The sequence below is a fragment of the Streptomyces hamibioticus genome, assembly GCF_047946815.1.
Taxonomy (GTDB): Bacteria; Actinomycetota; Actinomycetes; order Streptomycetales; family Streptomycetaceae; genus Streptomyces.
Window position 1 is genome coordinate 2324095 of the sequence record NZ_JBKKQY010000001.1, and the last position, 20079, is coordinate 2344173.

The 20079-nt window shown below is 70.8% G+C and carries 21 protein-coding genes; 6 read left to right on the forward strand and 15 right to left on the reverse strand.

The window, feature by feature from the left end:
- Nucleotides 1-72 precede the first annotated feature (72 nt).
- The 4 genes from ACLGIH_RS10235 to ACLGIH_RS10250 all read right to left on the reverse strand — a co-directional run bounded on the left by ACLGIH_RS10235 (nt 73) and on the right by ACLGIH_RS10250 (nt 5038).
- A complete protein-coding gene (locus ACLGIH_RS10235; protein WP_416524920.1) occupies nt 73-2664 on the reverse strand; it encodes an ATP-binding protein in 2592 nt (863 codons plus the stop codon).
- A 260-nt stretch (nt 2665-2924) separates the two neighbouring features.
- Nucleotides 2925-3248 (reverse strand): STAS domain-containing protein, encoded by a 324-nt coding sequence (locus tag ACLGIH_RS10240; RefSeq protein ID WP_416524921.1) that lies wholly within the window; start codon nt 3246-3248, stop codon nt 2925-2927.
- A 174-nt stretch (nt 3249-3422) separates the two neighbouring features.
- Nucleotides 3423-4271: a 3-hydroxyacyl-CoA dehydrogenase family protein gene (locus ACLGIH_RS10245; RefSeq protein ID WP_416524922.1), complete on the reverse strand. Its 849-nt coding sequence runs from the start codon at nt 4269-4271 to the stop codon at nt 3423-3425.
- A gap of 125 nt (nt 4272-4396) precedes the next feature.
- Nucleotides 4397-5038, reverse strand: a complete 642-nt coding sequence (locus ACLGIH_RS10250) for a TetR/AcrR family transcriptional regulator (protein WP_416524923.1) — start codon at nt 5036-5038, stop codon at nt 4397-4399.
- 79 nt (nt 5039-5117) lie between these two features.
- Here ACLGIH_RS10250 and ACLGIH_RS10255 point away from each other — a divergent pair, with 79 nt between their 5' ends.
- The 3 genes from ACLGIH_RS10255 to ACLGIH_RS10265 are packed head-to-tail and all read left to right on the forward strand — an operon-like array spanning nt 5118 to nt 7277.
- The gene (locus ACLGIH_RS10255) at nt 5118-5900 is read left to right on the forward strand and encodes an ABC transporter ATP-binding protein (RefSeq protein WP_416524924.1); all 783 of its coding nucleotides are present in this window, start codon (nt 5118-5120) and stop codon (nt 5898-5900) included.
- 41 nt (nt 5901-5941) lie between these two features.
- Nucleotides 5942-6691, forward strand: a complete 750-nt coding sequence (locus ACLGIH_RS10260; RefSeq protein ID WP_416524925.1) for an ABC transporter permease — start codon at nt 5942-5944, stop codon at nt 6689-6691.
- 13 nt (nt 6692-6704) lie between these two features.
- On the forward strand, nt 6705-7277 hold the full coding sequence (locus tag ACLGIH_RS10265) for a cob(I)yrinic acid a,c-diamide adenosyltransferase (protein WP_416524926.1): 573 nt from the start codon (nt 6705-6707) through the stop codon (nt 7275-7277).
- Nucleotides 7278-7309: 32 nt separating this feature from the next.
- Here ACLGIH_RS10265 and ACLGIH_RS10270 read toward each other — a convergent pair whose 3' ends face one another.
- Nucleotides 7310-7498: a DUF5708 family protein gene (locus ACLGIH_RS10270; RefSeq protein ID WP_416524927.1), complete on the reverse strand. Its 189-nt coding sequence runs from the start codon at nt 7496-7498 to the stop codon at nt 7310-7312.
- Nucleotides 7495-8100 carry a hypothetical protein gene (locus ACLGIH_RS10275; RefSeq protein WP_416524928.1) on the reverse strand — a complete coding sequence of 202 codons (606 nt, stop codon included), beginning with the start codon at nt 8098-8100 and terminating at the stop codon, nt 7495-7497. The genes ACLGIH_RS10270 and ACLGIH_RS10275 overlap by 4 nt, the downstream gene beginning before the upstream one ends.
- A 152-nt stretch (nt 8101-8252) precedes the next feature.
- Here ACLGIH_RS10275 and ACLGIH_RS10280 point away from each other — a divergent pair, with 152 nt between their 5' ends.
- The 3 genes from ACLGIH_RS10280 (at nt 8253) to ACLGIH_RS10290 (ending at nt 12055) form a co-directional block, all read left to right on the forward strand.
- Nucleotides 8253-9443 carry a sensor histidine kinase gene (locus tag ACLGIH_RS10280; protein ID WP_416524929.1) on the forward strand — a complete coding sequence of 397 codons (1191 nt, stop codon included), beginning with the start codon at nt 8253-8255 and terminating at the stop codon, nt 9441-9443.
- A 3-nt stretch (nt 9444-9446) separates the two neighbouring features.
- A complete protein-coding gene (locus ACLGIH_RS10285; RefSeq protein ID WP_416524930.1) occupies nt 9447-10091 on the forward strand; it encodes a response regulator in 645 nt (214 codons plus the stop codon).
- Between the two features lie 134 nt (nt 10092-10225).
- Nucleotides 10226-12055 carry a glycosyl hydrolase family 18 protein gene (locus ACLGIH_RS10290; protein ID WP_416524931.1) on the forward strand — a complete coding sequence of 610 codons (1830 nt, stop codon included), beginning with the start codon at nt 10226-10228 and terminating at the stop codon, nt 12053-12055.
- Between the two features lie 63 nt (nt 12056-12118).
- On the opposite strand, the gene ACLGIH_RS10295 is transcribed toward ACLGIH_RS10290, so the two are convergent.
- The 9 genes from ACLGIH_RS10295 to atpB all read right to left on the reverse strand — a co-directional run bounded on the left by ACLGIH_RS10295 (nt 12119) and on the right by atpB (nt 19905).
- On the reverse strand, nt 12119-12565 hold the full coding sequence (locus ACLGIH_RS10295) for a DUF2550 domain-containing protein (protein ID WP_416524932.1): 447 nt from the start codon (nt 12563-12565) through the stop codon (nt 12119-12121).
- Between the two features lie 161 nt (nt 12566-12726).
- Complete coding sequence (locus ACLGIH_RS10300; protein WP_266433771.1) at nt 12727-13101, reverse strand: F0F1 ATP synthase subunit epsilon; 375 nt, start codon at nt 13099-13101, stop codon at nt 12727-12729.
- Nucleotides 13102-13212: 111 nt separating this feature from the next.
- A complete protein-coding gene (atpD, locus tag ACLGIH_RS10305; RefSeq protein WP_416524933.1) occupies nt 13213-14661 on the reverse strand; it encodes a F0F1 ATP synthase subunit beta in 1449 nt (482 codons plus the stop codon).
- A complete protein-coding gene (locus ACLGIH_RS10310; RefSeq protein ID WP_416524934.1) occupies nt 14661-15578 on the reverse strand; it encodes a F0F1 ATP synthase subunit gamma in 918 nt (305 codons plus the stop codon). The genes atpD and ACLGIH_RS10310 overlap by 1 nt, the downstream gene beginning before the upstream one ends.
- Before the next feature lie 20 nt (nt 15579-15598).
- Nucleotides 15599-17191, reverse strand: coding sequence for a F0F1 ATP synthase subunit alpha (atpA, locus tag ACLGIH_RS10315; protein ID WP_416524935.1), 1593 nt, complete (start codon nt 17189-17191; stop codon nt 15599-15601).
- 147 nt (nt 17192-17338) lie between these two features.
- On the reverse strand, nt 17339-18154 hold the full coding sequence (locus tag ACLGIH_RS10320; protein WP_416524936.1) for a F0F1 ATP synthase subunit delta: 816 nt from the start codon (nt 18152-18154) through the stop codon (nt 17339-17341).
- 5 nt (nt 18155-18159) lie between these two features.
- Nucleotides 18160-18711, reverse strand: a complete 552-nt coding sequence (locus ACLGIH_RS10325; protein WP_416524937.1) for a F0F1 ATP synthase subunit B — start codon at nt 18709-18711, stop codon at nt 18160-18162.
- Between the two features lie 41 nt (nt 18712-18752).
- On the reverse strand, nt 18753-18983 hold the full coding sequence (gene atpE, locus ACLGIH_RS10330) for an ATP synthase F0 subunit C (RefSeq protein ID WP_009321656.1): 231 nt from the start codon (nt 18981-18983) through the stop codon (nt 18753-18755).
- 79 nt (nt 18984-19062) lie between these two features.
- Nucleotides 19063-19905: a F0F1 ATP synthase subunit A gene (gene atpB, locus ACLGIH_RS10335; RefSeq protein WP_416524938.1), complete on the reverse strand. Its 843-nt coding sequence runs from the start codon at nt 19903-19905 to the stop codon at nt 19063-19065.
- Nucleotides 19906-20079: the final 174 nt, after the last annotated feature.

The window sequence follows — 20079 nt, forward strand, 5'->3', positions numbered from 1 at the left end:
CGCGGACGGTACGACGTGAACAGGGCCGGGGCCCGTACGGGTCCCGGCCCTTGTGCCGTGCCGCCGGCCGCCTCAGATGATCAGGTTCGTGGCCGAACCCGAGGCACTGGGCGCGGACGAGCTGCTGGTGGCGGTGCCGCTCGCCGGTGCGCTGGCGGAACTGCTGCTCTCCGCCGGGGCGCTGGAGGTGGCGCTGGCCGAGTCGGAGGTGGAGGGGCTGGTCGTCTCCGTCTCGGTCGGCGTGGGGTCCGGGCTCGTCGTGGGCGGATCCTCGGTCTCCGTCGGCGGCTTCTCCGTCTCGGTGGGCCGCTCGCTGGTGCCGGTGGGCTTCGGCGAGGCCGGCTTCGTCGACGGGTCCGGGGACGTCGGCGGCTTCTGCGACGTCGACGGATCGTCCGGATCGCTCGGTCCGCGCGTCCCGCTCGGTTCGTCCGACGGCTTCCCCGACTCCGTCGGCGTCGGGTCGTCCGCGGTGCCGGGCCTGCCGTCGGGGCCGGGGTCGGTGGGCCGGGAGCCTGCCTGGCCGCCGCCGGAGCCCTCGCCGTCGTCCGGTGCCGGGTCGGCTTCCAGGCCGCCGTCGTCGACTTCCTGGCTGGCGGTCGGGTTGACGCCGACCCGGTCGGCGGGGTCGCCGGCGTCGTTGTCCGACGTGGCGCCGAGGGTCACCACCGTGCCCAGCACGGCGACGAGCATCGCGCCCGCGCCCGCCGCGACCAGGTTGCGCCGGGCGAGGCCCTTGATGCCGACCCGCGTCTTGCGGACGGGCCCGCCGGCCGCGCTCCGGTGGGTGATGAGCGTCGGGGACGGCTGGAGCGGCGGGAACGGTATGGGCGCGCCCGCGGGCGGCGACGCCGACTCCTCGTGCCGGGCGTCGGGCACCTCCTCCCCCGCGGTCGGCCCGAGGCCGGACGCGGCGGCGGTACCGAGACCGATGGCCGCGGGGCCGGGCATGCCGGAGCGGTCGGCGACCAGGGCGAGGGCGCGGCGGCCGGCGACGGTGCCGCGCTTGTCGGCGGCGGCGCCGCGCAGGCCGATGGACGTCTCCAGTTCGGCACGGGCCCGGTCCAGCTCCCCCTCGCACAGCGCGAGGACGCCCAGCTCGTGGTGGAAGTAGGCCTGTTCGGCGACGTCTCCGGCGAGCCGGGACGCCTCCGCGCCGGCGCGCAGCGACCGTTCCCAGGCGCTCCAGTGCAGCCCGGCGGCGAAGGCGGGCGCCGCCGTGCGGGCCAGCTCGACGGCCGGGCTCTCCTCGTCCTGGGCGGGCCGCGTGGTGGCCGGCGCCAGCACGGCGAGGGCGCTCAGCACCGCGTCGGCCTCGGCGCAGACGCGTTCCGGGGTGACCGACGGGTGACCGGTCCACCAGGCGTAGTGCCGGGCGGCGGCCAGCGCCCGGCCGGGGACGTCGTCGCCGTATCCGGCGGCCTTCAGCTGCGCGAGCACCCCGGCGGCCAGCCGGTAGCGGGAGCCGACCGGGGAGACCAGGCCGCAGCTCGCCAACTCGCCGAGGGCGGCGTCCGCGTGGGTGTCGCCGACCAGTGCGGGCAGGTGTGCCTGGTGCGGCACCTCGCCGCCGAGCGCGACGGCGAACTCCAGCGTGGCCCGGGCGGAGGCGCTGAGCCGGGAGGCGAGCAGCGGGGCCGGCGCGGCGGCCTCGCCGAGGGCGGGCAGCGGTACGTCGTCGGCGTCGCCGGTGTCCTGCGGCGTGGCGTCCTCGGGGGCGGTGGCGGCGAAGACGCCGTACTCGTCGACGGCGTCGGCACCGGCCCGCAGCCGGTCGCGCTGTCTCAGCAGGGCACCGGCCTGGACGAACCGCAGCGGCAGGCCCTCCGACTCGAACCACAGGTCGCCCGCCCAGTTGGCCTCCTCCTCGGTGAGGGTGCGGCCGGCGGCGTGCTCCAGCAGGGCCACTCCGTCGGAGCGGTCCAGGCCGGTCAGGAAGACCTCCTCGACGGCGGAGTCGGCGGACGGGGCGGGCACGTCGGGGGTGGTGCCGAACAGGAACGCGCACTCGGGGGTGGCGTCCAGCAGTTCGTCGAGCGCGGCGCCGCCGAGTTCGGCGTCGTCCACCACCACGACCGCGCCGGTCTCCCGGACCTGGGCGAGCAGTTCGTCGCGGGCCGGGCGGTGCAGGGGCGCGCGGTGGACGGCGTGGAAGAGGTCGTGGAGCAGGTCGTCGGCCGTGCGGCGGAAGCCGTTGAGACGCACCACGCCGTCGGGCGCGAGGTCGGCGCAGTCCTCGGCGACGGTGTCCAGCAGACGGGTGCGGCCGGAACCGGCGGGGCCGGTCAGGCGTACGGAGCGGCCGCGGGCGAGCAGGCGGACCAGGCGTTCGCGTTCGTCCTGACGGGCCAGCAGCGGCAGCTCCGGCCGGTCGACCGGCCCGGCCGGGACGGGCGGCCGGGCGGCGCGGGCCGTCTCGGCGCGTTCGGCGGCGGTGAGCTTCCCGGGCGGGGCGGGCCGCTCTCCCGGCGGGCAGACCTCTATCTCACTGCCGTCGACGGGGTTGACGGTCAGCAGGAAGTCGCCGGAGATGAGCTGCACCGTGCGGGCGCGTGCGGGCGCGTGCTGTCCGAGATCGGGTGTGAGGGGGTCCCTGGGCGGGCGCGGGCGCGGCGCCTGGCCGTCTTGGCCGTACTCCTCGGGTCCCCGGTTGTTCGGGTCCATAGGTTCAAGCCCCCCAAAAGCGGCGTGTGCTGTCCAACCCCCCGGTTTTCCGCACACCGCGCTGTCGCTTCTGGTCCGGTCCCGCTCGAGGGTTGCAAGGCAGCGGGCAGCCAGACCCTAAACCTTCGCTCAGTATCTCCGACAGCCCGGGGTACCGGGTCGCCCGAGACGTCACAGTCTCGTGAGGATTGCGCGCGACGAGTGGTTCGCCGAGGGGTGTCCGAGTCCCCCCGTCCGCCCCGGGCACACCGGCCCGGGGGTCACACCCGTGGCAGGGTTTCCACCCCGATGCCGCCCTCGATGGCCAGGATCCGGTGCAACCGGGTGGCCACCAGCAGGCGCTGCATCTGTGGCGGCACGCCACGCAGCACCAGGCGCCTGCCGCAGCGGCCGGCCCGCCGGTGGGCCCCCATGATCACGCCGAGTCCGGTTGCGTCCCAGGAGTCCAGTTCTGACAGGTCGAGCACGAGGTCGCCGACTCCGTCGTCGACGGCCGCGTGCAGGACCGTACGGGCGTCCGCCGCGGTCCGGACGTCGAGGCGGCCCCCGACGACCAGCTCGGCGTGGTCGCCCCTGATGTGCATATGCGCTCCCGTGCGTGCGTCTCTTGCTCCGCGGTGTGGTGTCGTGCCGGTGCTCGGCGTGCGGTGAGGTGATGCAACCTCTGACTGTGTGCAACGGGTCGAGGTTGCCGCCCGTAAGCGAACCGATACCGAATTCACCCCGGCGTGTGATGTGGCCGCCGGGGCGGCGCGGACTCAGTGCTTGTAGAAGCCCTGCCCGCTCTTGCGCCCGATGTCACCGGCGTCCACCATCCGGCGCATCAGCTCCGGCGGGGCGAACTTCTCGTCCTGGGACTCGGTGTAGATGTTCTCGGTGGCGTGCAGCAGGATGTCCACGCCCGTCAGGTCGGCGGTGGCCAGGGGGCCCATGGCGTGGCCGAAGCCCAGCTTGCAGGCCACGTCGATGTCCTCGGCGGTGGCGACGCCCGACTCGTAGAGCTTGGCCGCCTCGACGACGAGGGCGGAGATGAGCCGGGTGGTGACGAAGCCGGCGACGTCGCGGTTGACGACGATGCAGGTCTTGCCGACCGACTCGGCGAACTCCCGCGCGGTGGCGAGCGTTTCGTCGCTGGTCTTGTAGCCGCGCACCAGTTCGCACAGCTGCATCATCGGCACCGGCGAGAAGAAGTGGGTGCCGACGACGCGCTCCGGGCGCTCCGTGACGGCCGCGATCTTGGTGATCGGGATGGCGGAGGTGTTGGAGGCGAGGACGGCCTCGTCCTTCACCAGCTTGTCGAGGGCCCGGAAGATCTCGTGCTTGACCTCGAGCTTCTCGAAGACGGCCTCCACGACGACGTCCGCGTCGGCGGCGGCCTCCAGGTCGGTGGTCGCGGTGATGCGGCCGAGGGCGGCCTCGGCCTCCTCCGCCGCCAGCTTGCCCTTGGCGACGAACTTGTCGTACGAGGCCCTGATGCCGTCCGTGCCACGCTTGAGCGCCTCGTCGGTGACGTCGCGCAGAACGACGTCCCAGCCCGCCCGGGCGGATACCTGGGCGATGCCGGACCCCATGAGACCGGCTCCGATGACGGCGAGCTTCCGTGCCACTGTGCGACTCCCCTGATACGTGCTGTCCTTCTTCTCTCGGGCGGACACTAGCGGTCGTGAGGGGCTGTGTGACCGGTTAGTAACGCGCGTCACGTCTCACATGACGGACATCACACCGTGGGGGGTCATTCCGCGCCACGTACGGCGTAGTTGAGCACCTTCTCGCTCAGCAGCTCCTCCATGTCGTCCAGCATCGCGAGCATCTGGCGGGACACCTCGGAGGGTTCACCGCCCGCGATCATGCGCTGCCCGATGGTCGCCATCAGGGTGCCGTGCAGCCAGTTGATCTGACCGGCCATCAGGGCGGGCAGCGGGTCGTCGTCCGCGGCACCGGTCTCCTCGCGCAGGGTCCGCTCCAGGTTGAGCAGGACCTCCTGGCCGATGGCCCACATCCGGGAGCGCAGCGCGGGGGATTCCTGGATGACCTTCATGAACTGCGCGTACCCGTCGATCAGTCCCATCCGGGGCGAGACGGACTGGACCTCCTCGCGCAGCTCGCGCAGGACGGCCGCGGCGGCGGACTCGCCGTCGCGCCGGCCCCGCACCCAGCGTGAGAGCCGGTCGACCACGCCCTTGGAGCGGTCGAGGAAGAGGTCCTCCTTGGCCGGGAAGTAGTTGTAGACGGTGTTGACGGAGACGTTCGCCGCGTCCGCGACCTCCGCGACCGTCACGGCGTCGAAGCCGCGCTCGACGAACAGGCCCGTGGCGACATCCGAGATGTACTGCCTGGTCTGCCGTTTCTTGCGTTCCCTGAGTCCCTCGGCCATGACCACATCCTAACTTCGTTGGTGCCGATGAAAACTTGGTCTCATTGCAAATTTTCAGGGACTCTGTTTTTCTGGGGTCATGGCAATCATCAGCACGGCCGGTCTGGCCCGTACGTTCCGGACCAAGCACGGCACGGTGGACGCCGTGCGCGGCATCGACCTGACCGTCCGCGAGGGGGAGATCCTCGGCTTCCTGGGCCCCAACGGCGCCGGCAAGACCACCACCCTGCGGATGCTCACGACCCTGCTCGCCCCCACCGGCGGCGCGGCCACCGTCGCCGGCCACGACCTGGCCGGCGACCCCGCCGGGGTGCGCGCGGTCTGCGGCTACGTGGCCCAGTCCGGCGGCGCCGACCCGCAGGTCACCGTGCGGGAGGAGCTGATCACCCAGGGCCGCCTGTACCGCCTGCCGAAGGCGCGGGCGGCCGGGCGCGCCGAGGAGCTGGCCCGCGACCTGGACCTCACCGGCCTGCTGGAGCGCAGGTGCGGCGCGCTCTCCGGCGGCCAGCGGCGCCGGCTGGACATCGCGATGGCCCTGACGCACCGCCCCGAGGTGCTGTTCCTCGACGAGCCGACCACCGGTCTGGACCCCGGCAGCCGCGCCGACCTGTGGGACCTGGTCCGCCGGCTGCGCGACGAGCACGGCACGACCGTCTTCCTGACCACCCACTACCTCGACGAGGCCGACGCCCTCTCCGACCGCCTGGTGATCGTCGACCGGGGCACGGTGGCGGCCGAGGGCACGCCGAGCGCGCTGAAGCTCCGGTACGGCGGCTCCGTCGACGCCTCGCTCCAGGACACGTTCCTAGCCGTCACCGGCCGCGGCCCCTCCCCGGCCGACGCCGCCCCCGTCGCCGTATGAGCCGCCCGGCGCCGCCGCACAAGATCCTTGGGGGATCCCACATGCTGTTGCACGACACCGCTCTCATCTACGGCCGCTATCTGCGGCAGTCCCTGCGCTCCCGGTTCGCGCTGCTGTTCGGCGTCCTGATGCCGCTGCTGTACCTGCTTTTCTTCGGCCCGCTCCTCACCGGTCTGCCGCTCGGCGAACGGGGCAGCTCCTGGCAGGTGCTGGTGCCCGGACTGCTGCTGCAACTGGGCCTGTTCGGGGCCTCCTTCGCCGGATTCGTGATCATTCTGGAGAAGAGCACGGGCGTGGTCGAGCGCATGCGCGTCACCCCCGTCAGCCGCCTGGCGCTGCTGCTGGGCCGGGTGCTGCGGGACGCCACCGTGTTCGTCTTCCAGGCGGTCCTGCTGGTGCTGGCCGCGCTGGTGATGGGCCTGCGCGCACCGCTGCCCGGCGTCCTGATCGGCTTCGCGTTCGTCGCGCTGCTGACCGTCGCGCTCGCCTCGCTGTCGTACGCGCTGGCGATGAAGGTCCGCACCCCGCAGGAGTTCGGCCCCGTGATCAACGCCCTGACGATGCCGTCGATGCTGCTGTCCGGACTGATGCTGCCGATGACCCTGGGACCGGCGTGGCTGGACGTGCTGTCCCACTTCGTACCGTTCCGCTACCTGGTGGACGCCGTTCGGGACGCCTACGTCGGCGACTACGCGACCGCCCACATGCTGTACGGGGTCCTGGTCGCCGTCGGCTTCGCCGCGCTGGCCGTGACGGTGGGCACACGCGTGTTCCGCACGGACGGGGCGTAACTACGCTGGGTGCATGGTCAACCTGACGCGCATCTACACCCGGACCGGCGACCAGGGCACCACCGCCCTCGGCGACATGAGCCGGGTCCCCAAGACCGATCTCAGGATCTCCGCGTACGCCGACGCCAACGAGGCGAACGCGGTGATCGGCACCGCCATCGCGCTGGGCGGGCTGGACGAGGAGGTCGCCAAGGTCCTCGTCCGCGTCCAGAACGACCTGTTCGACGTGGGCGCGGACCTGTCGACGCCGGTCACGGAGAATCCGGAGTACCCGCCGCTGCGGGTGGAGCAGTTCTACATCGACCGGCTGGAGGCGGACTGCGACCGCTTCAACGCGGAACTGGAGAAGCTGCGCTCCTTCATCCTGCCCGGCGGCACGCCCGGCGCGGCCCTGCTGCACCAGGCGTGCACGGTGGTCCGCCGGGCGGAGCGCTCGACGTGGGCGGCGCTGGAGGTCCACGGCGAGACGATGAACCCCCTGACGGCGACCTACCTCAACCGCCTGTCGGACCTGCTGTTCATCCTGGCCCGCACGGCGAACAAGGAGGCCGGCGACGTGCTGTGGGTGCCGGGGGGCGAGCGCTAGGCGCTCCGCCGGAAGGCCTGGGGGCGCGGCCCTCAGGACGCCGACCGCACCGTCCGGTACAGCCCCCACACGAGCTGCGCCCCTCCGAGACACATCAGCACCAGACCGACCTTGGTCAGGGTGACCACCGGAACGTCCACGTCACCGGTGGTCAGCCACAGCACCAGGCCGACGGCCGGCGTCGCGGCCCCTTCCACGAGGTTCCTCGGCCCACGGGTCATCGGCGTACTCCGTCCTTCCTCGCGGACTGCCCGGACTCCACCGGCCCGCCGGAGGCGGCGGGATCCGTGCCCACCGGCGCCTTGCGGGGCCAGACCGCGTAGGACAGCGCGATCAGGCCGTGGATGCCGGCCGCCCGCCAGGCCGCGCCCCGCCAGCTCTCCAGCGAGGTGACGCGGCCCGGGTCGTCGACGTACCAGATCGCGAGCTGGAGCAGCGCGGTCGCCACGGCGGCGCCGACCAGCGTGCCCAGCCACACCTTGCCCTCGTACCGGGCCCGGGCCATGCCGTAGCGCGGCGGCCGCACCAGCGGGCGGCCGTCGAAGCGGTGCGCCGCGTGACCGTCGAGCCACTTCACCGTGCGGTGGCCGTGACCGACCGTGTAGCCGATGTACAGCGCGGCCAGGCCGTGTTTCCAGCTCGGGTCGGCGCCGTTCTTCAGGTCGATCGCGGTGACCACGAGCAGCACGACCTCCAGCAGCGGCTCGCAGAGCAGCAGCGCCAGCCCGGTGCGCGGCATCCTCAGCACGTAGCGGAAGGCCAGACCCGCCGCCAGCAGCACCCAGAAGCCGATCTCGCAGGCGATGATCAGGGTGACGATCACGGTTCGCTCCTCTCGGTCACCCTTTCAGGCTCCCGTGCGTAGGTGCGGGAGTCGTCGTCGCCGGTGACGAACCCCGGATACATCGAAAGATGCAGTCGGGGACCGTTCCGCGGGATCAGGCGCCGGCCGCACCCGCGGTGTTGGATGGGGCCATGGCCGTACGACTCCCCCGCCCGCACCGCTTCGACGTGTACGTCGGGGCCGCCGGGCTGCTCGGCGGGCTGCTGCTGTGGGGCATCGGCCTGGGCGTCCGGCCGGCCGGCGAGCCGATCGTGCTGTTCGACGGCCGCTGGCCGCTGCTGGTCCCGCTCGCCGTCATGGCGGGCTGCGAGGTGCTGCGCCGGGCCGCCCCGCGCACCGCGCTGCTGATCGCCACGGCCGCGCTGGCCGCGGACACCATGACGCAGGGCAGCCTGGTCACGGTGCTGATGTACACCGACGTGACGTACGCGGCCGTCCTGTACGGCCCGCCCACCTCCGCCCGCCGCATCCCGCGGATCACCGGGCTGCTCACCGTGGTCGCGACGGTGGTGCCGTTCGCGATGTGGCGGGTGCCCGAGGCCCTGCTGATCGGGGTGGCCGTCGGGATCGTGTCGTTCGCGCCCGCCTCCACCGGCCTGATCGTCCGCAGCCACCGCGAGGCCGCCGAGGCCGCCCGGCTGCGGGCCGAGCAGACGGCGCTGCTCGCCGAGATGGACCGGGTCCAGGCGGTCACCGCGGAACGCTCGCGGATGGCCCGGGAGTTGCACGACCTGGTCGCCAACCACCTCTCCGCCATCGCCATCCACTCCACGGCCGCGCTCTCCCTGGACGATCCCGGCACGACCCGGCAGGCGCTGACCGTCATCCGGGAGAACAGCGTCGAGGGGCTGGCCGAGATGCGGCGGCTGATCGGCATCCTGCGGGACGCGGGCGGCGGCACCGAACCGTCCGCCGCCCCCACCCTCGACAGCATCGGCACCCTCGTCGACACCGCCCGCGCCAACGGGCTCGACGTCACCCTGGAGGCGGCGCACGGGGAGGGGCTGCCGGCGCCGGTGGAGCTGGCCGCCTACCGGATCGTGCAGGAGTCGCTCACCAACGCGCTCAAGCACGCGGAGTCGGGTCCGGTGGCCGTGTCGCTGTCCCGCGCGGACGGCGTCCTGAAGGTGGCGGTGACCAGCCCGTACGGCGGCCGGGACGCACCGCGGGCCCCCGGCTCCGGTGCCGGGCTGGTCGGCATGCGGGAGCGGGCCGCCCTGCTGCACGGCACGTTCGAGGCCGGACCGGTCGCGGCTCCCGCCCCGGCGGACGGCAAGATCTGGGCGGTGCGCGCCGCACTGCCCCTCACCGAAGGAGACTGAGAGATGATCCGCGTGCTGGTCGCCGAGGACCAGTCCGCCGTCCGCGCCGGACTGGTGCTCATCCTGGGCAGCGCCCCCGACATCGAGGTGGTCGGGGAGGCCGCCGACGGCGAGCAGGCGGTGGCGCTGGCCCGGGAGCTGCGGCCGGACCTGGTGCTGATGGACGTCCAGATGCCGCGCCTGGACGGGGTGTCGGCGACCCGGCGGGTGGTCGGCGAGAAGCTGGCCGACGTGCTCGTGCTGACCACCTTCGACCTCGACGAGTACGTCTTCGGGGCGCTGCGGGCCGGTGCCGCCGGGTTCCTGCTGAAGAACGCGGAGGCGAGGGATCTGATCGCCGCCGTGCGCACGGTGGCGGGCGGGGAGGGCATCGTCGCCCCGGCGGTCACCCGGCGGCTGATCGCCGAGTTCGCCGCGCAGCCCGCCGCCCGGGAGCCGGCCGCCGACCCGGCCGTTCTGAAGGACCTGACCCGGCGCGAACGCGAGGTGCTGTCCTGCCTCGGCGAGGGGCTGTCCAACGCGGCGGTCGCCGAGCGGCTGGACATGGCCGAGGCGACGGTGAAGACGCACGTCAGCCGCCTGCTGGGGAAGCTGGGGCTGCGCAGCCGGGTGCAAGCGGCGGTGATGGCGCAGGAGTTGGGGATCTAGCCGAAACCGGGAAGCAGTGGTCCAGACCTATTGACCGATGGTCCAGACCTTTCTATTCTCGCGGCACTCGGGCATGAAGGCTCAGTCATGCCCACAACAACCTCCCCATAGGTTTCCCCATAAGGAGGCGCAACGTGCGCTTCAGACACAAAGCCGCGGCAGCGGTCGCGACCCTCGCCCTCCCCCTCGCCGGCCTCGTCGGCCTCGCCAGCCCCGCCCAGGCCGCCACGAGCGCGACGGCCACCTACACCAAGACCCAGGACTGGGGCTCCGGCTTCGAGGGCAAGTGGACGGTGAAGAACACCGGCACCACCACCCTCAGCTCCTGGACCGTCGAGTGGGACTTCCCCGCCGGCACCAAGGTCACCTCCGCCTGGGACGCCACGGTCACCAACTCCGGTGACCACTGGACCGCCAAGAACGTCGGCTGGAACGGCACCCTCTCGCCCGGCGCCTCGGTCTCCTTCGGCTTCAACGGCTCCGGCTCCGGCTCCCCGTCCGGCTGCAAGCTCAACGGCGGCTCCTGCGACGGCGGCTCCGTCCCCGGCGACAAGGCCCCCTCCGCGCCCGGCACCCCCACCGCCTCGAACATCACCGACACCTCGGTGAAGCTGTCCTGGTCGGCGGCGACCGACGACAAGGGCATCAAGAACTACGACGTCCTGCGCGACGGCGCCAAGGTCGCCACCGTGACCGGCACCTCGCACACGGACACCGGCCTCACCAAGGGCACCGACTACTCCTACACCGTCCAGGCCCGCGACACCGCCGACCAGACCGGCCCGGTCAGCGGCGCCGTCAAGGTCACCACCACCGGCGGCGACGGCGGCGGCGGCAACCCGGGCCCCGGCGACGAGGTCAAGCTCGGCTACTTCACCAACTGGGGCGTCTACGGGCGCAACTACCACGTGAAGAACCTGGTCACCTCCGGCTCCGCCGAGAAGATCACGCACATCAACTACGCCTTCGGCAACGTCCAGGGTGGCAAGTGCACCATCGGCGACGCCTACGCCGACTACGACAAGGCCTACACCGCCGACCAGTCCGTCGACGGCAAGGCCGACACCTGGGACCAGCCGCTGCGCGGCAACTTCAACCAGCTGCGCAAGCTGAAGGCCCAGTACCCGCACATCAAGGTGCTGTGGTCGTTCGGCGGCTGGACCTGGTCCGGCGGCTTCCCCGACGCCGTGAAGAACCCGGCCGCCTTCGCCAAGTCCTGCCACGACCTGGTGGAGGACCCGCGCTGGGCCGACGTCTTCGACGGCATCGACCTGGACTGGGAGTACCCCAACGCCTGCGGTCTGAGCTGTGACACGACCAGCGCCCCGAACGCCTTCAGCACCATGATGAAGGCGATGCGCGCCCAGTTCGGCAACGACCTGGTCACCGCGGCCGTCACCGCCGATGCCACCGACGGCGGCAAGATCGACGCCGCCGACTACGGCGCCGCCGCGCAGTACATCGACTGGTACAACGTGATGACGTACGACTTCTTCGGCGCCTGGGCGAAGAACGGCCCGACCGCTCCGCACTCGCCGCTGACCTCGTACGCCGGCATCCCGCAGCAGGGCTTCAACTCCGCCGAGGCGATCGCGAAGTTCAGGGCCAAGGGCGTCCCGGCCGCCAAGCTGCTGCTCGGCATCGGCTTCTACGGCCGCGGCTGGACCGGCGTGACCCAGTCCGCGCCCGGCGGCACCGCGACCGGCCCGGCGGCGGGCACGTACGAGCAGGGCATCGAGGACTACAAGGTCCTGAAGAACAGCTGCCCGGCCACCGGCACGATCGCCGGCACCGCGTACGCGCACTGCGGCACCAACTGGTGGTCGTACGACACCCCGGCGACCGTCAAGTCGAAGATGGACTGGGCCGAGCGGCAGGGCCTGGGCGGTGCCTTCTTCTGGGAGTTCAGCGGTGACACCGCCAACGGCGAGCTGGTGAGCGCCATCGACAGCGGTCTGAAGTAGCACCCGGCACGTCTCGAGCCCCGTTCGCCCTTCCCCGCACCGCGTCAGGGGAGGGGGACGGGGCTACGCCACGTTCACCCGCTGTCCGGGCGGGGCGGCCTCCAGCCACGCGAGGAATCCGGTCAGCGCGTCCTCGCTCATCGCCAGCTCCAGACGCGTGCCCCGGTGCAGACAGGCGAGGACCACGGAGTCGGAGAGCAGCGCCAGCTCCTCCTCGCCCTCGGGGACGCGGCGGCCGGCCACCTCGATCGCGGAGCGCTCCAGGACCCGGCGCGGGCGGGGCGAGTACGAGAAGACGCGGTACCACTCGACGCGGTCGCCGTTGTACCGGGCCACGCCGTAGGCCCACCCCTTGCCGTTGCCGTCGCCCTCCTTCGGGGCGTCCCAGCGCAGGGAGCAGTCGAAGGTGCCGCCCGAGCGCTGGATCAGCCGGCGGCGCAGACCGAAGACGAACAGTCCCACCACCACGAGGGCGACGACGATTCCGCACACAGTCAGAGCGAGGACCATCGGCACCGACCTCCTCGTCTCCTAGGTAACGGAACGGAAAAAAGTCCCACATCCGGCTCAGCCGCGACCGGGTCCGGATCACTCCGGTCCCAGCCGCGGCTGAGTCACGTCAAAGCACGGCTCCCCCAGAGCCTAACGGCCCCGGGAGCCGGCCCCATGGGTCAGCGCGCCGCCGCCGCGCGCAGTCGGACGTCCGCACGACGCTCGGCGTGGGCGTCGCCCTCCGCCTTCGCGCGCTCGAGCTCCCGCTCCGCGCGCTGGACATCGATCTCGTCCGACAGCTCGGCGATCTCGGCCAGCAGCGACAGCTTGTTGTCCGCGAACGAGATGAAACCGCCGTGCACCGCGGCGACGACCGTCCCACCGTCACTCGTACGGATGGTCACCGGGCCCGACTCCAGCACACCGAGCAGCGGCTGGTGACCGGGCATGACGCCGATGTCGCCGGACGTGGTGCGCGCGACGACCAGGGTGGCCTCGCCGGACCAGACCTCTCGGTCGGCCGCGACCAGCGCGACGTGCAGCTCAGCAGCCAAGGTGGCTCCTCGGGTCACCACCCGGCGGTTCTGCCGGGTGTTGGTTACAAGTCTAATGGGCGTGGCAGAGGGGGCGGGACGGTGCCCGCCCCCTCACCAAGAGCGCGATGCTCAGGAGACGCCCAGCTCCTTCGCGTTCTTCTTCAGGTCCTCGAGACCACCGCACATGAAGAACGCCTGCTCCGGGAAGTGGTCGTACTCACCGTCGCAGATCGCGTTGAACGCGGCGATCGACTCGTCCAGCGGCACGTCCGAGCCGTCCACACCGGTGAACTGCTTGGCGACGTGGGTGTTCTGGGACAGGAAGCGCTCCACGCGGCGGGCACGCTGGACGACCAGCTTGTCCTCCTCGCCGAGCTCGTCGATACCGAGGATCGCGATGATGTCCTGCAGGTCCTTGTACTTCTGCAGGATGTTCTTCACACGCATGGCCGCGTTGTAGTGGTCCTGCGAGATGTAGCGCGGGTCCAGGATCCGGGACGTGGAGTCCAGCGGGTCCACGGCCGGGTAGATGCCCTTCTCGGAGATCGGACGGGAGAGAACCGTCGTCGCGTCGAGGTGGGCGAAGGTGGTGGCCGGGGCCGGGTCGGTCAGGTCGTCCGCGGGGACGTAGATCGCCTGCATCGAGGTGATCGAGTGACCGCGGGTCGAGGTGATGCGCTCCTGGAGGAGACCCATCTCGTCGGCCAGGTTCGGCTGGTAGCCCACCGCGGAGGGCATGCGGCCGAGCAGGGTCGAGACCTCGGAACCGGCCTGGGTGAAGCGGAAGATGTTGTCGATGAAGAACAGCACGTCCTGCTTCTGGACGTCACGGAAGTACTCGGCCATGGTGAGGCCGGCCAGCGCGACGCGCAGACGGGTGCCCGGGGGCTCGTCCATCTGGCCGAAGACCAGGGCGGTCTTGTCGATGACGCCCGACTCGGTCATCTCGTCGATGAGGTCGTTGCCCTCACGGGTGCGCTCACCGACACCGGCGAACACCGACACACCGTCGTGGTTGTTGGCGACGCGGTAGATCATCTCCTGGATGAGCACCGTCTTGCCGACGCCGGCGCCGCCGAACAGACCGATCTTGCCGCCCTTGACGTACGGGGTCAGCAGGTCGATGACCTTGACGCCGGTCTCGAACATCTCGGTCTTCGACTCGAGCTCGTCGAAGTTCGGGGCCTTGCGGTGGATGGACCAGCGCTCGCCCGTGTGCTTCTCGTCGACGTTCAGCACCTCACCGAGGGTGTTGAACACCTTGCCCTTGGTGAAGTCGCCGACCGGGACGGTGATGCCGTCGCCGGTGTCGACGACCGGGGCCTGGCGGACCAGGCCGTCGGTGGGCTGCATGGAGATGGTGCGGACCAGGCCGTCACCCAGGTGCTGGGCGACCTCCAGGGTCAGCGTCTTCTTCTCACCCGCGTTCGCCGGGTCGGCGACCTCGACGTGCAGGGCGTTGTAGATCTCCGGCATCGCGTCGACGGGGAACTCCACGTCGACGACCGGGCCGATGACCCGCGCGACGCGGCCGGTGGCCACGCCCGCCGCAGCGGTCGGCTCAACAGTGGTGGTCATTACTTGTCACTCCCCGCGGTCGCGTCGGCCAGGGCGCTCGCGCCACCGACGATCTCGCTGATTTCCTGGGTGATTTCGGCCTGGCGGGCCGCGTTGGCAAGACGGGAGAGCGTGTTGATCAGCTCGCCCGCGTTGTCGGTGGCCGACTTCATCGCGCGCCGCGTGGCGGCGTGCTTGGAGGCGGCCGACTGAAGCAGCGCGTTGTAGATCCGGCTCTCGACGTACCGCGGCAGCAGGGCGTCGAGGACGTCCTCGGCCGACGGCTCGAAGTCGTACAGCGGAAGGATCTCGTCCTTGGCGGTCGTCTCCCCCGCGACCTCGTCGAGGCTGAGCGGCAGCAGCCGCTCACCGACCGCGGTCTGCGTCATCATCGACACGAACTCCGTGTAGACGATGTGGAGCTCGTCCACGCCGCCGTCCGCGGTGTCCGTCTCGATGGCCTCGATCAGCGGGGCCGCGACCTTCTTGGCGTCCGCGTACGAGGGCTGGTCGGTGAAGCCGCCCCACGACTCCGCGATCTTGCGCTCACGGAAGTTGTAGTGCGCCACGCCGCGCCGGCCGACGATGTAGACGACGACCTCCTTGCCCTCGCGCTCGAGCCGCTCGGTGAGCTGCTCCGCCTGCTTGATGGCATTGGAGTTGAAGGCACCGGCCAGACCGCGGTCGCTCGTCAGCAGCAGCACCGCGGACCGGGTGACCGTCTCGGCCTGGGTGGTGAGCGGGTGCCGGGTGGTGGAACCCGTGCCGACCGCCGTGACCGCCCGGGTGAGCTCGGTCGCGTACGGCGTGGAGGCCGCCACCTTGCGCTGCGCCTTGACGACGCGCGAGGCGGCGATCATCTCCATCGCCTTCGTGATCTTCTTGGTCGCGGTGACGGATCGGATGCGACGCTTGTAGACCCGGAGCTGGGCTCCCATGAGTCAGGTCCTTCCTTACGTCACTTGGCGGCAGCGGCCGGAGCGTCCTCGCCGAGCAGCTTGCCGTCGCCGGTCTCGAACTGCTTCTTGAACTCCGCGATCGCGTCGCCGACGGCCTGGAGGGTGTCGTCGGACATCTTGCCGCCCTCCCGGATGGAGGTCATGAGGCCCTGCTCCTTGCGGTGCAGGTACTCCAGGAGCTCCTTCTCGAAGCGGCGGATGTCGGAGACCGGGACGTCGTCCATCTTGCCGGTGGTGCCGGCCCAGACGGAGACGACCTGGTCCTCGGTGGCCATCGGCTGGTACTGGTCCTGCTTCAGCAGCTCGACCATGCGCTGACCGCGCTCCAGCTGCGCCTTGGACGCGGCGTCCAGGTCGGAACCGAAGGCGGCGAACGCCTCCAGCTCACGGAACTGGGCGAGGTCCACGCGCAGACGGCCGGAGACCTGCTTCATCGCCTTGTGCTGCGCGGAACCACCGACTCGGGAGACGGAGATACCGACGTTCAGCGCGGGGCGCTGACCGGCGTTGAACAGGTCCGACTCCAGGAAGCACTGGCCGTCGGTGATGGAGATGACGTTGGTCGGGATGAACGCCGAGACGTCGTTGGCCTTGGTCTCGACGATCGGCAGACCGGTCATCGAACCGGCACCCATCTCGTCGGAGAGCTTGGCGCAGCGCTCCAGCAGGCGGGAGTGCAGGTAGAAGACGTCACCCGGGTAGGCCTCGCGGCCCGGCGGGCGGCGCAGCAGCAGCGACACGGCGCGGTAGGCGTCGGCCTGCTTCGACAGGTCGTCGAAGATGATCAGGACGTGCTTGCCCTCGTACATCCACTGCTGGCCGATGGCCGAACCGGTGTACGGCGCCAGGTACTTGAAGCCGGCCGGGTCCGAGGCCGGGGCGGCGACGATGGTCGTGTACTCCAGCGCGCCGTTCTCCTCCAGCGCGCGGCGGACCGACGCGATGGTCGAGCCCTTCTGGCCGATGGCGACGTAGATGCAGCGGACCTGCTTCTTCGGGTCGCCGGTGCGCCAGTTGTCGCGCTGGTTGATGATCGTGTCGACGGCCAGGGCGGTCTTGCCGGTCTGGCGGTCACCGATGATCAGCTGACGCTGACCGCGGCCGATCGGGGTCATCGCGTCGACGGCCTTGTAGCCGGTCTCCATCGGCTCGTGCACCGACTTGCGCTGCATGACCGTGGGGGCCTGCAGCTCGAGGGCGCGACGACCCGAGGTCTCGATCTCGCCGAGACCGTCGATCGGGTTGCCGAGGGGGTCGACCACGCGGCCGAGGTAGCCCTCGCCCACCGCTACGGAGAGGACCTCGCCGGTACGGCTGACCGGCTGTCCCTCCTCGATACCGCTGAACTCACCGAGGATGACGCAGCCGATCTCGCGCTCCTCGAGGTTGAGGGCGAGACCGAGGGTGCCGTCCTCGAACTTCAGCAGTTCGTTGGCCATGGCCGAGGGCAGACCCTCGACCTTCGCGATGCCGTCGCCGGCAAGGGTGACCGTACCGACCTCCTCGCGCGAGGCCGCGTCCGGCTTGTACGACTGGACAAAGTTCTCCAGCGCGTCCCGGATCTCCTCCGGCCGGATCGTGAGCTCCGCCATCTGGGTTCCCTGCTCTCCTTGTTGGGCCCGAAGTTTCTTTGGGGGATCTGGGGGCTCCCCCCAGAAACTTTGCATCCTCTGCACGGCCCAACCAGGGCCGTAAGTACGTACTGCTTGTTCGGTTGGCGCGCGCCCGCCGCGTGACCGCTAGCCCGCCAGGCGGCGGCCGGCGTCCTCGAGGCGGTCGGCGATGGAGCCGTTGATGACCTCGTCACCGACCTGCACCCGGATCCCACCGAGGACCTCGGGGTCCACGTCCAGGTTGAGGTGCATGGGACGGCCGTAGAGCTTGGCGAGGGCAGCGCCCAGGCGCTGCTTCTGCGCGTCGCTCAGCGGCACCGCCGACGTGACGACGGCGACCATGCGGTCCCGGCGGTCGGCGGCGAGCCTGGACAGGGACTCGAGTCCCGTCTCCAGGCTACGTCCCCGCGGCACGGTCACAAGACGCGTCACCAGACGCTCGGTGACCGGCTTGGCCCTGCCGCCGAGCAGGCTGCGCAGCAGCTCGCTCTTGGCGGGGGTCCCGGCCCGGCGACTGGTCAGCGCGGCCCGCAGCTCGGTGCTGGAGGAGACGATCCGGCCGAACCGGAACAGCTCGTCCTCGACGTCGTCGAGCGTGCCGGCCTGCTGCGCGGCGGTGAGGTCGGCGGTGTTCGCCAGCTCCTCCAGCGCGTCCACCAGGTCGCGCGACTGCGACCAGCGGGAGCGCACCATGCCGCCCACCAGGTCGACGGTCGCACCGCCGACCTGGGTGCCGAGCAGACGCTGCGCCAGCTCGGCCTTGGCCTCACCGGCCTGCGCCGGGTCGGTGAGGACCCGACGCAGCGACACCTCGCGGTCGAGCAGCGCGGTGACGGCGGCCAGCTCGTCGGCGAGCGAGCCCGCGTCCACGGACGTGGAGTCCGTCAGCGCGTCGAGACGCTCACGTGCGGCTGCCAGGGCCTCGCGGCTCGCTCCGTGCATGCCACTCATCGGGCCGCCTCGGCCGTCGTCGACTTGGCGTCGAGCTCGTCGAGGAACCGGTCGATGACGCGGCTCTGCCGGGCGTGGTCCTCGAGGGACTCGCCGACCAGCTTGCCGGCCAGATCGGTGGCGAGCTTGCCGACGTCCTGGCGCAGCGCCGAGGCAGCGGCCTTGCGGTCGGCCTCGATCTGGGCGTGACCGGCGGCGATGATCTCCTCACGCTGCCGCTGGCCCTCCGCGCGCATCTCGGCGATGAGCGCGGCGCCCTGCTCCTGCGCCTCCTGGCGCAGGCGCGCGGCCTCGTGCCGGGCCTCGGCGAGCTGGGCCTTGTACTGCTCGAGGACGCTCTGGGCCTCGGTCTGCGCGGCCTCGGCCTTCTCGATACCGCCCTCGATGGCCTCGCGACGCTGTTCCAGAACCTTGTTGATGTTCGGGAGCAGCTTCTTGGCGAGGAAGCCGAAGACGATGACGAAGGCGATCAGGCCGATGACAAGCTCGGGGATCGGCGGGATGAGGGGGTTCTGCTCCTCTGCCGCGATCGTGAGCAGCTGGCTCATGGGTGTGCCTTTCGTCTAGTCGGCTGGTCGTGGATCAGCGATCAGTAGCCGTAGACGAACGGCATGACCAGACCGATCAGCGCCAGCGCCTCACAGAAGGCGAAGCCGAGGATCTGGTTGGCGCGGATCAGGCCGGCCGCCTCGGGCTGACGGGCCAGGGCCTGGGTGCCGTTACCGAAGATGATGCCGACGCCGACGCCGGGGCCGATGGCGGCGAGACCGTAACCGATGGAACCGAGGGAACCTTCGACGGCAGCAAGGGTCTGGGACATGCCAGTTCTTCCTTTTCCTTTACGGACCGGTGGGGGTTGGCCACCGGACGACTTGTTGAGGGCGGGACGGGCGCTGTGCTCAGTGGTGCTCGGCCAGCGCGCCCTGGATGTAGGTGCAGGTCAGCAGGACGAACACGTAGGCCTGCAGCGCCTGGATGAACAGCTCGAAAGCGGTCATCACCAGGACCATCACGAACGAGACGCCCGCGTAGGCGATGCCGATGCCGTTCAGCAGGTACCAGCTGGCGATGGTGAACAGCACCAGCAGGGTGTGACCGGCGAACATGTTCGCGAAGAGTCGCACCGCGTGCGTGAACGGGCGGATCAGCAGGTTCGAGAAGAGCTCGATCAGCATGGCCAGCGGCAGCACCGCACCGAGCGACTTGTCGTAGCCGGTGACGTTCTTCCAGAAGCCGACGAAACCCTGCCGCTTGAAGGTCAGCGCCACCCAGGTGACGTAGACGATCAAGGCCAGGACCAGCGGATAGGCGATGATCGAGGTGACCGGGAACTGGGCGACCGGGATGATCGACCAGAGGTTCATCATCCAGACGAAGAAGAACAGCGAGACGACCAGCGGGACGTACTTCTCGCCTTCCTTCTTGCCGATGGTCTCGTAGACGACTCCGCGCCGGATGAAGTCGTAACCGGCCTCCGCGACCATCTGGAGCTTGCCGGGTACGACCTGCGGCTTGCGGAAGGCGGCCCAGAAGAAGCCGACGATGATGATCGAGCCGAGCAGCGCCAGCAGCATCGGCTTGTTGAAGTACAGGTTGCTGTCTCCGTCGCCCCAGAGAGGCTGGAACAGGAACGAATGCAGGCCCGGGGAGACCTCGGCGAAGCCGCAGCCATCGAAGATGTGGCAGTCGGTCTCGAAGGCGAGCACCTGCGTCGGGTCAGCACTCACCGCGGGCTCCTTCATCGTGGCGCATGGGTACGGCAACCTCGTTGTGTCGGCGCGGCGCACGGCCGCGGTTCGGCACGGGACTGGTGTTACGGATGTGGGGGCGGCTGTGGGGCATCTCGCCTCGCGAATGAGCAGGCGTCAGCTCGGATGCCCGCGCCCGCGATGCCGCAGTTGGCACCGGACGATAGC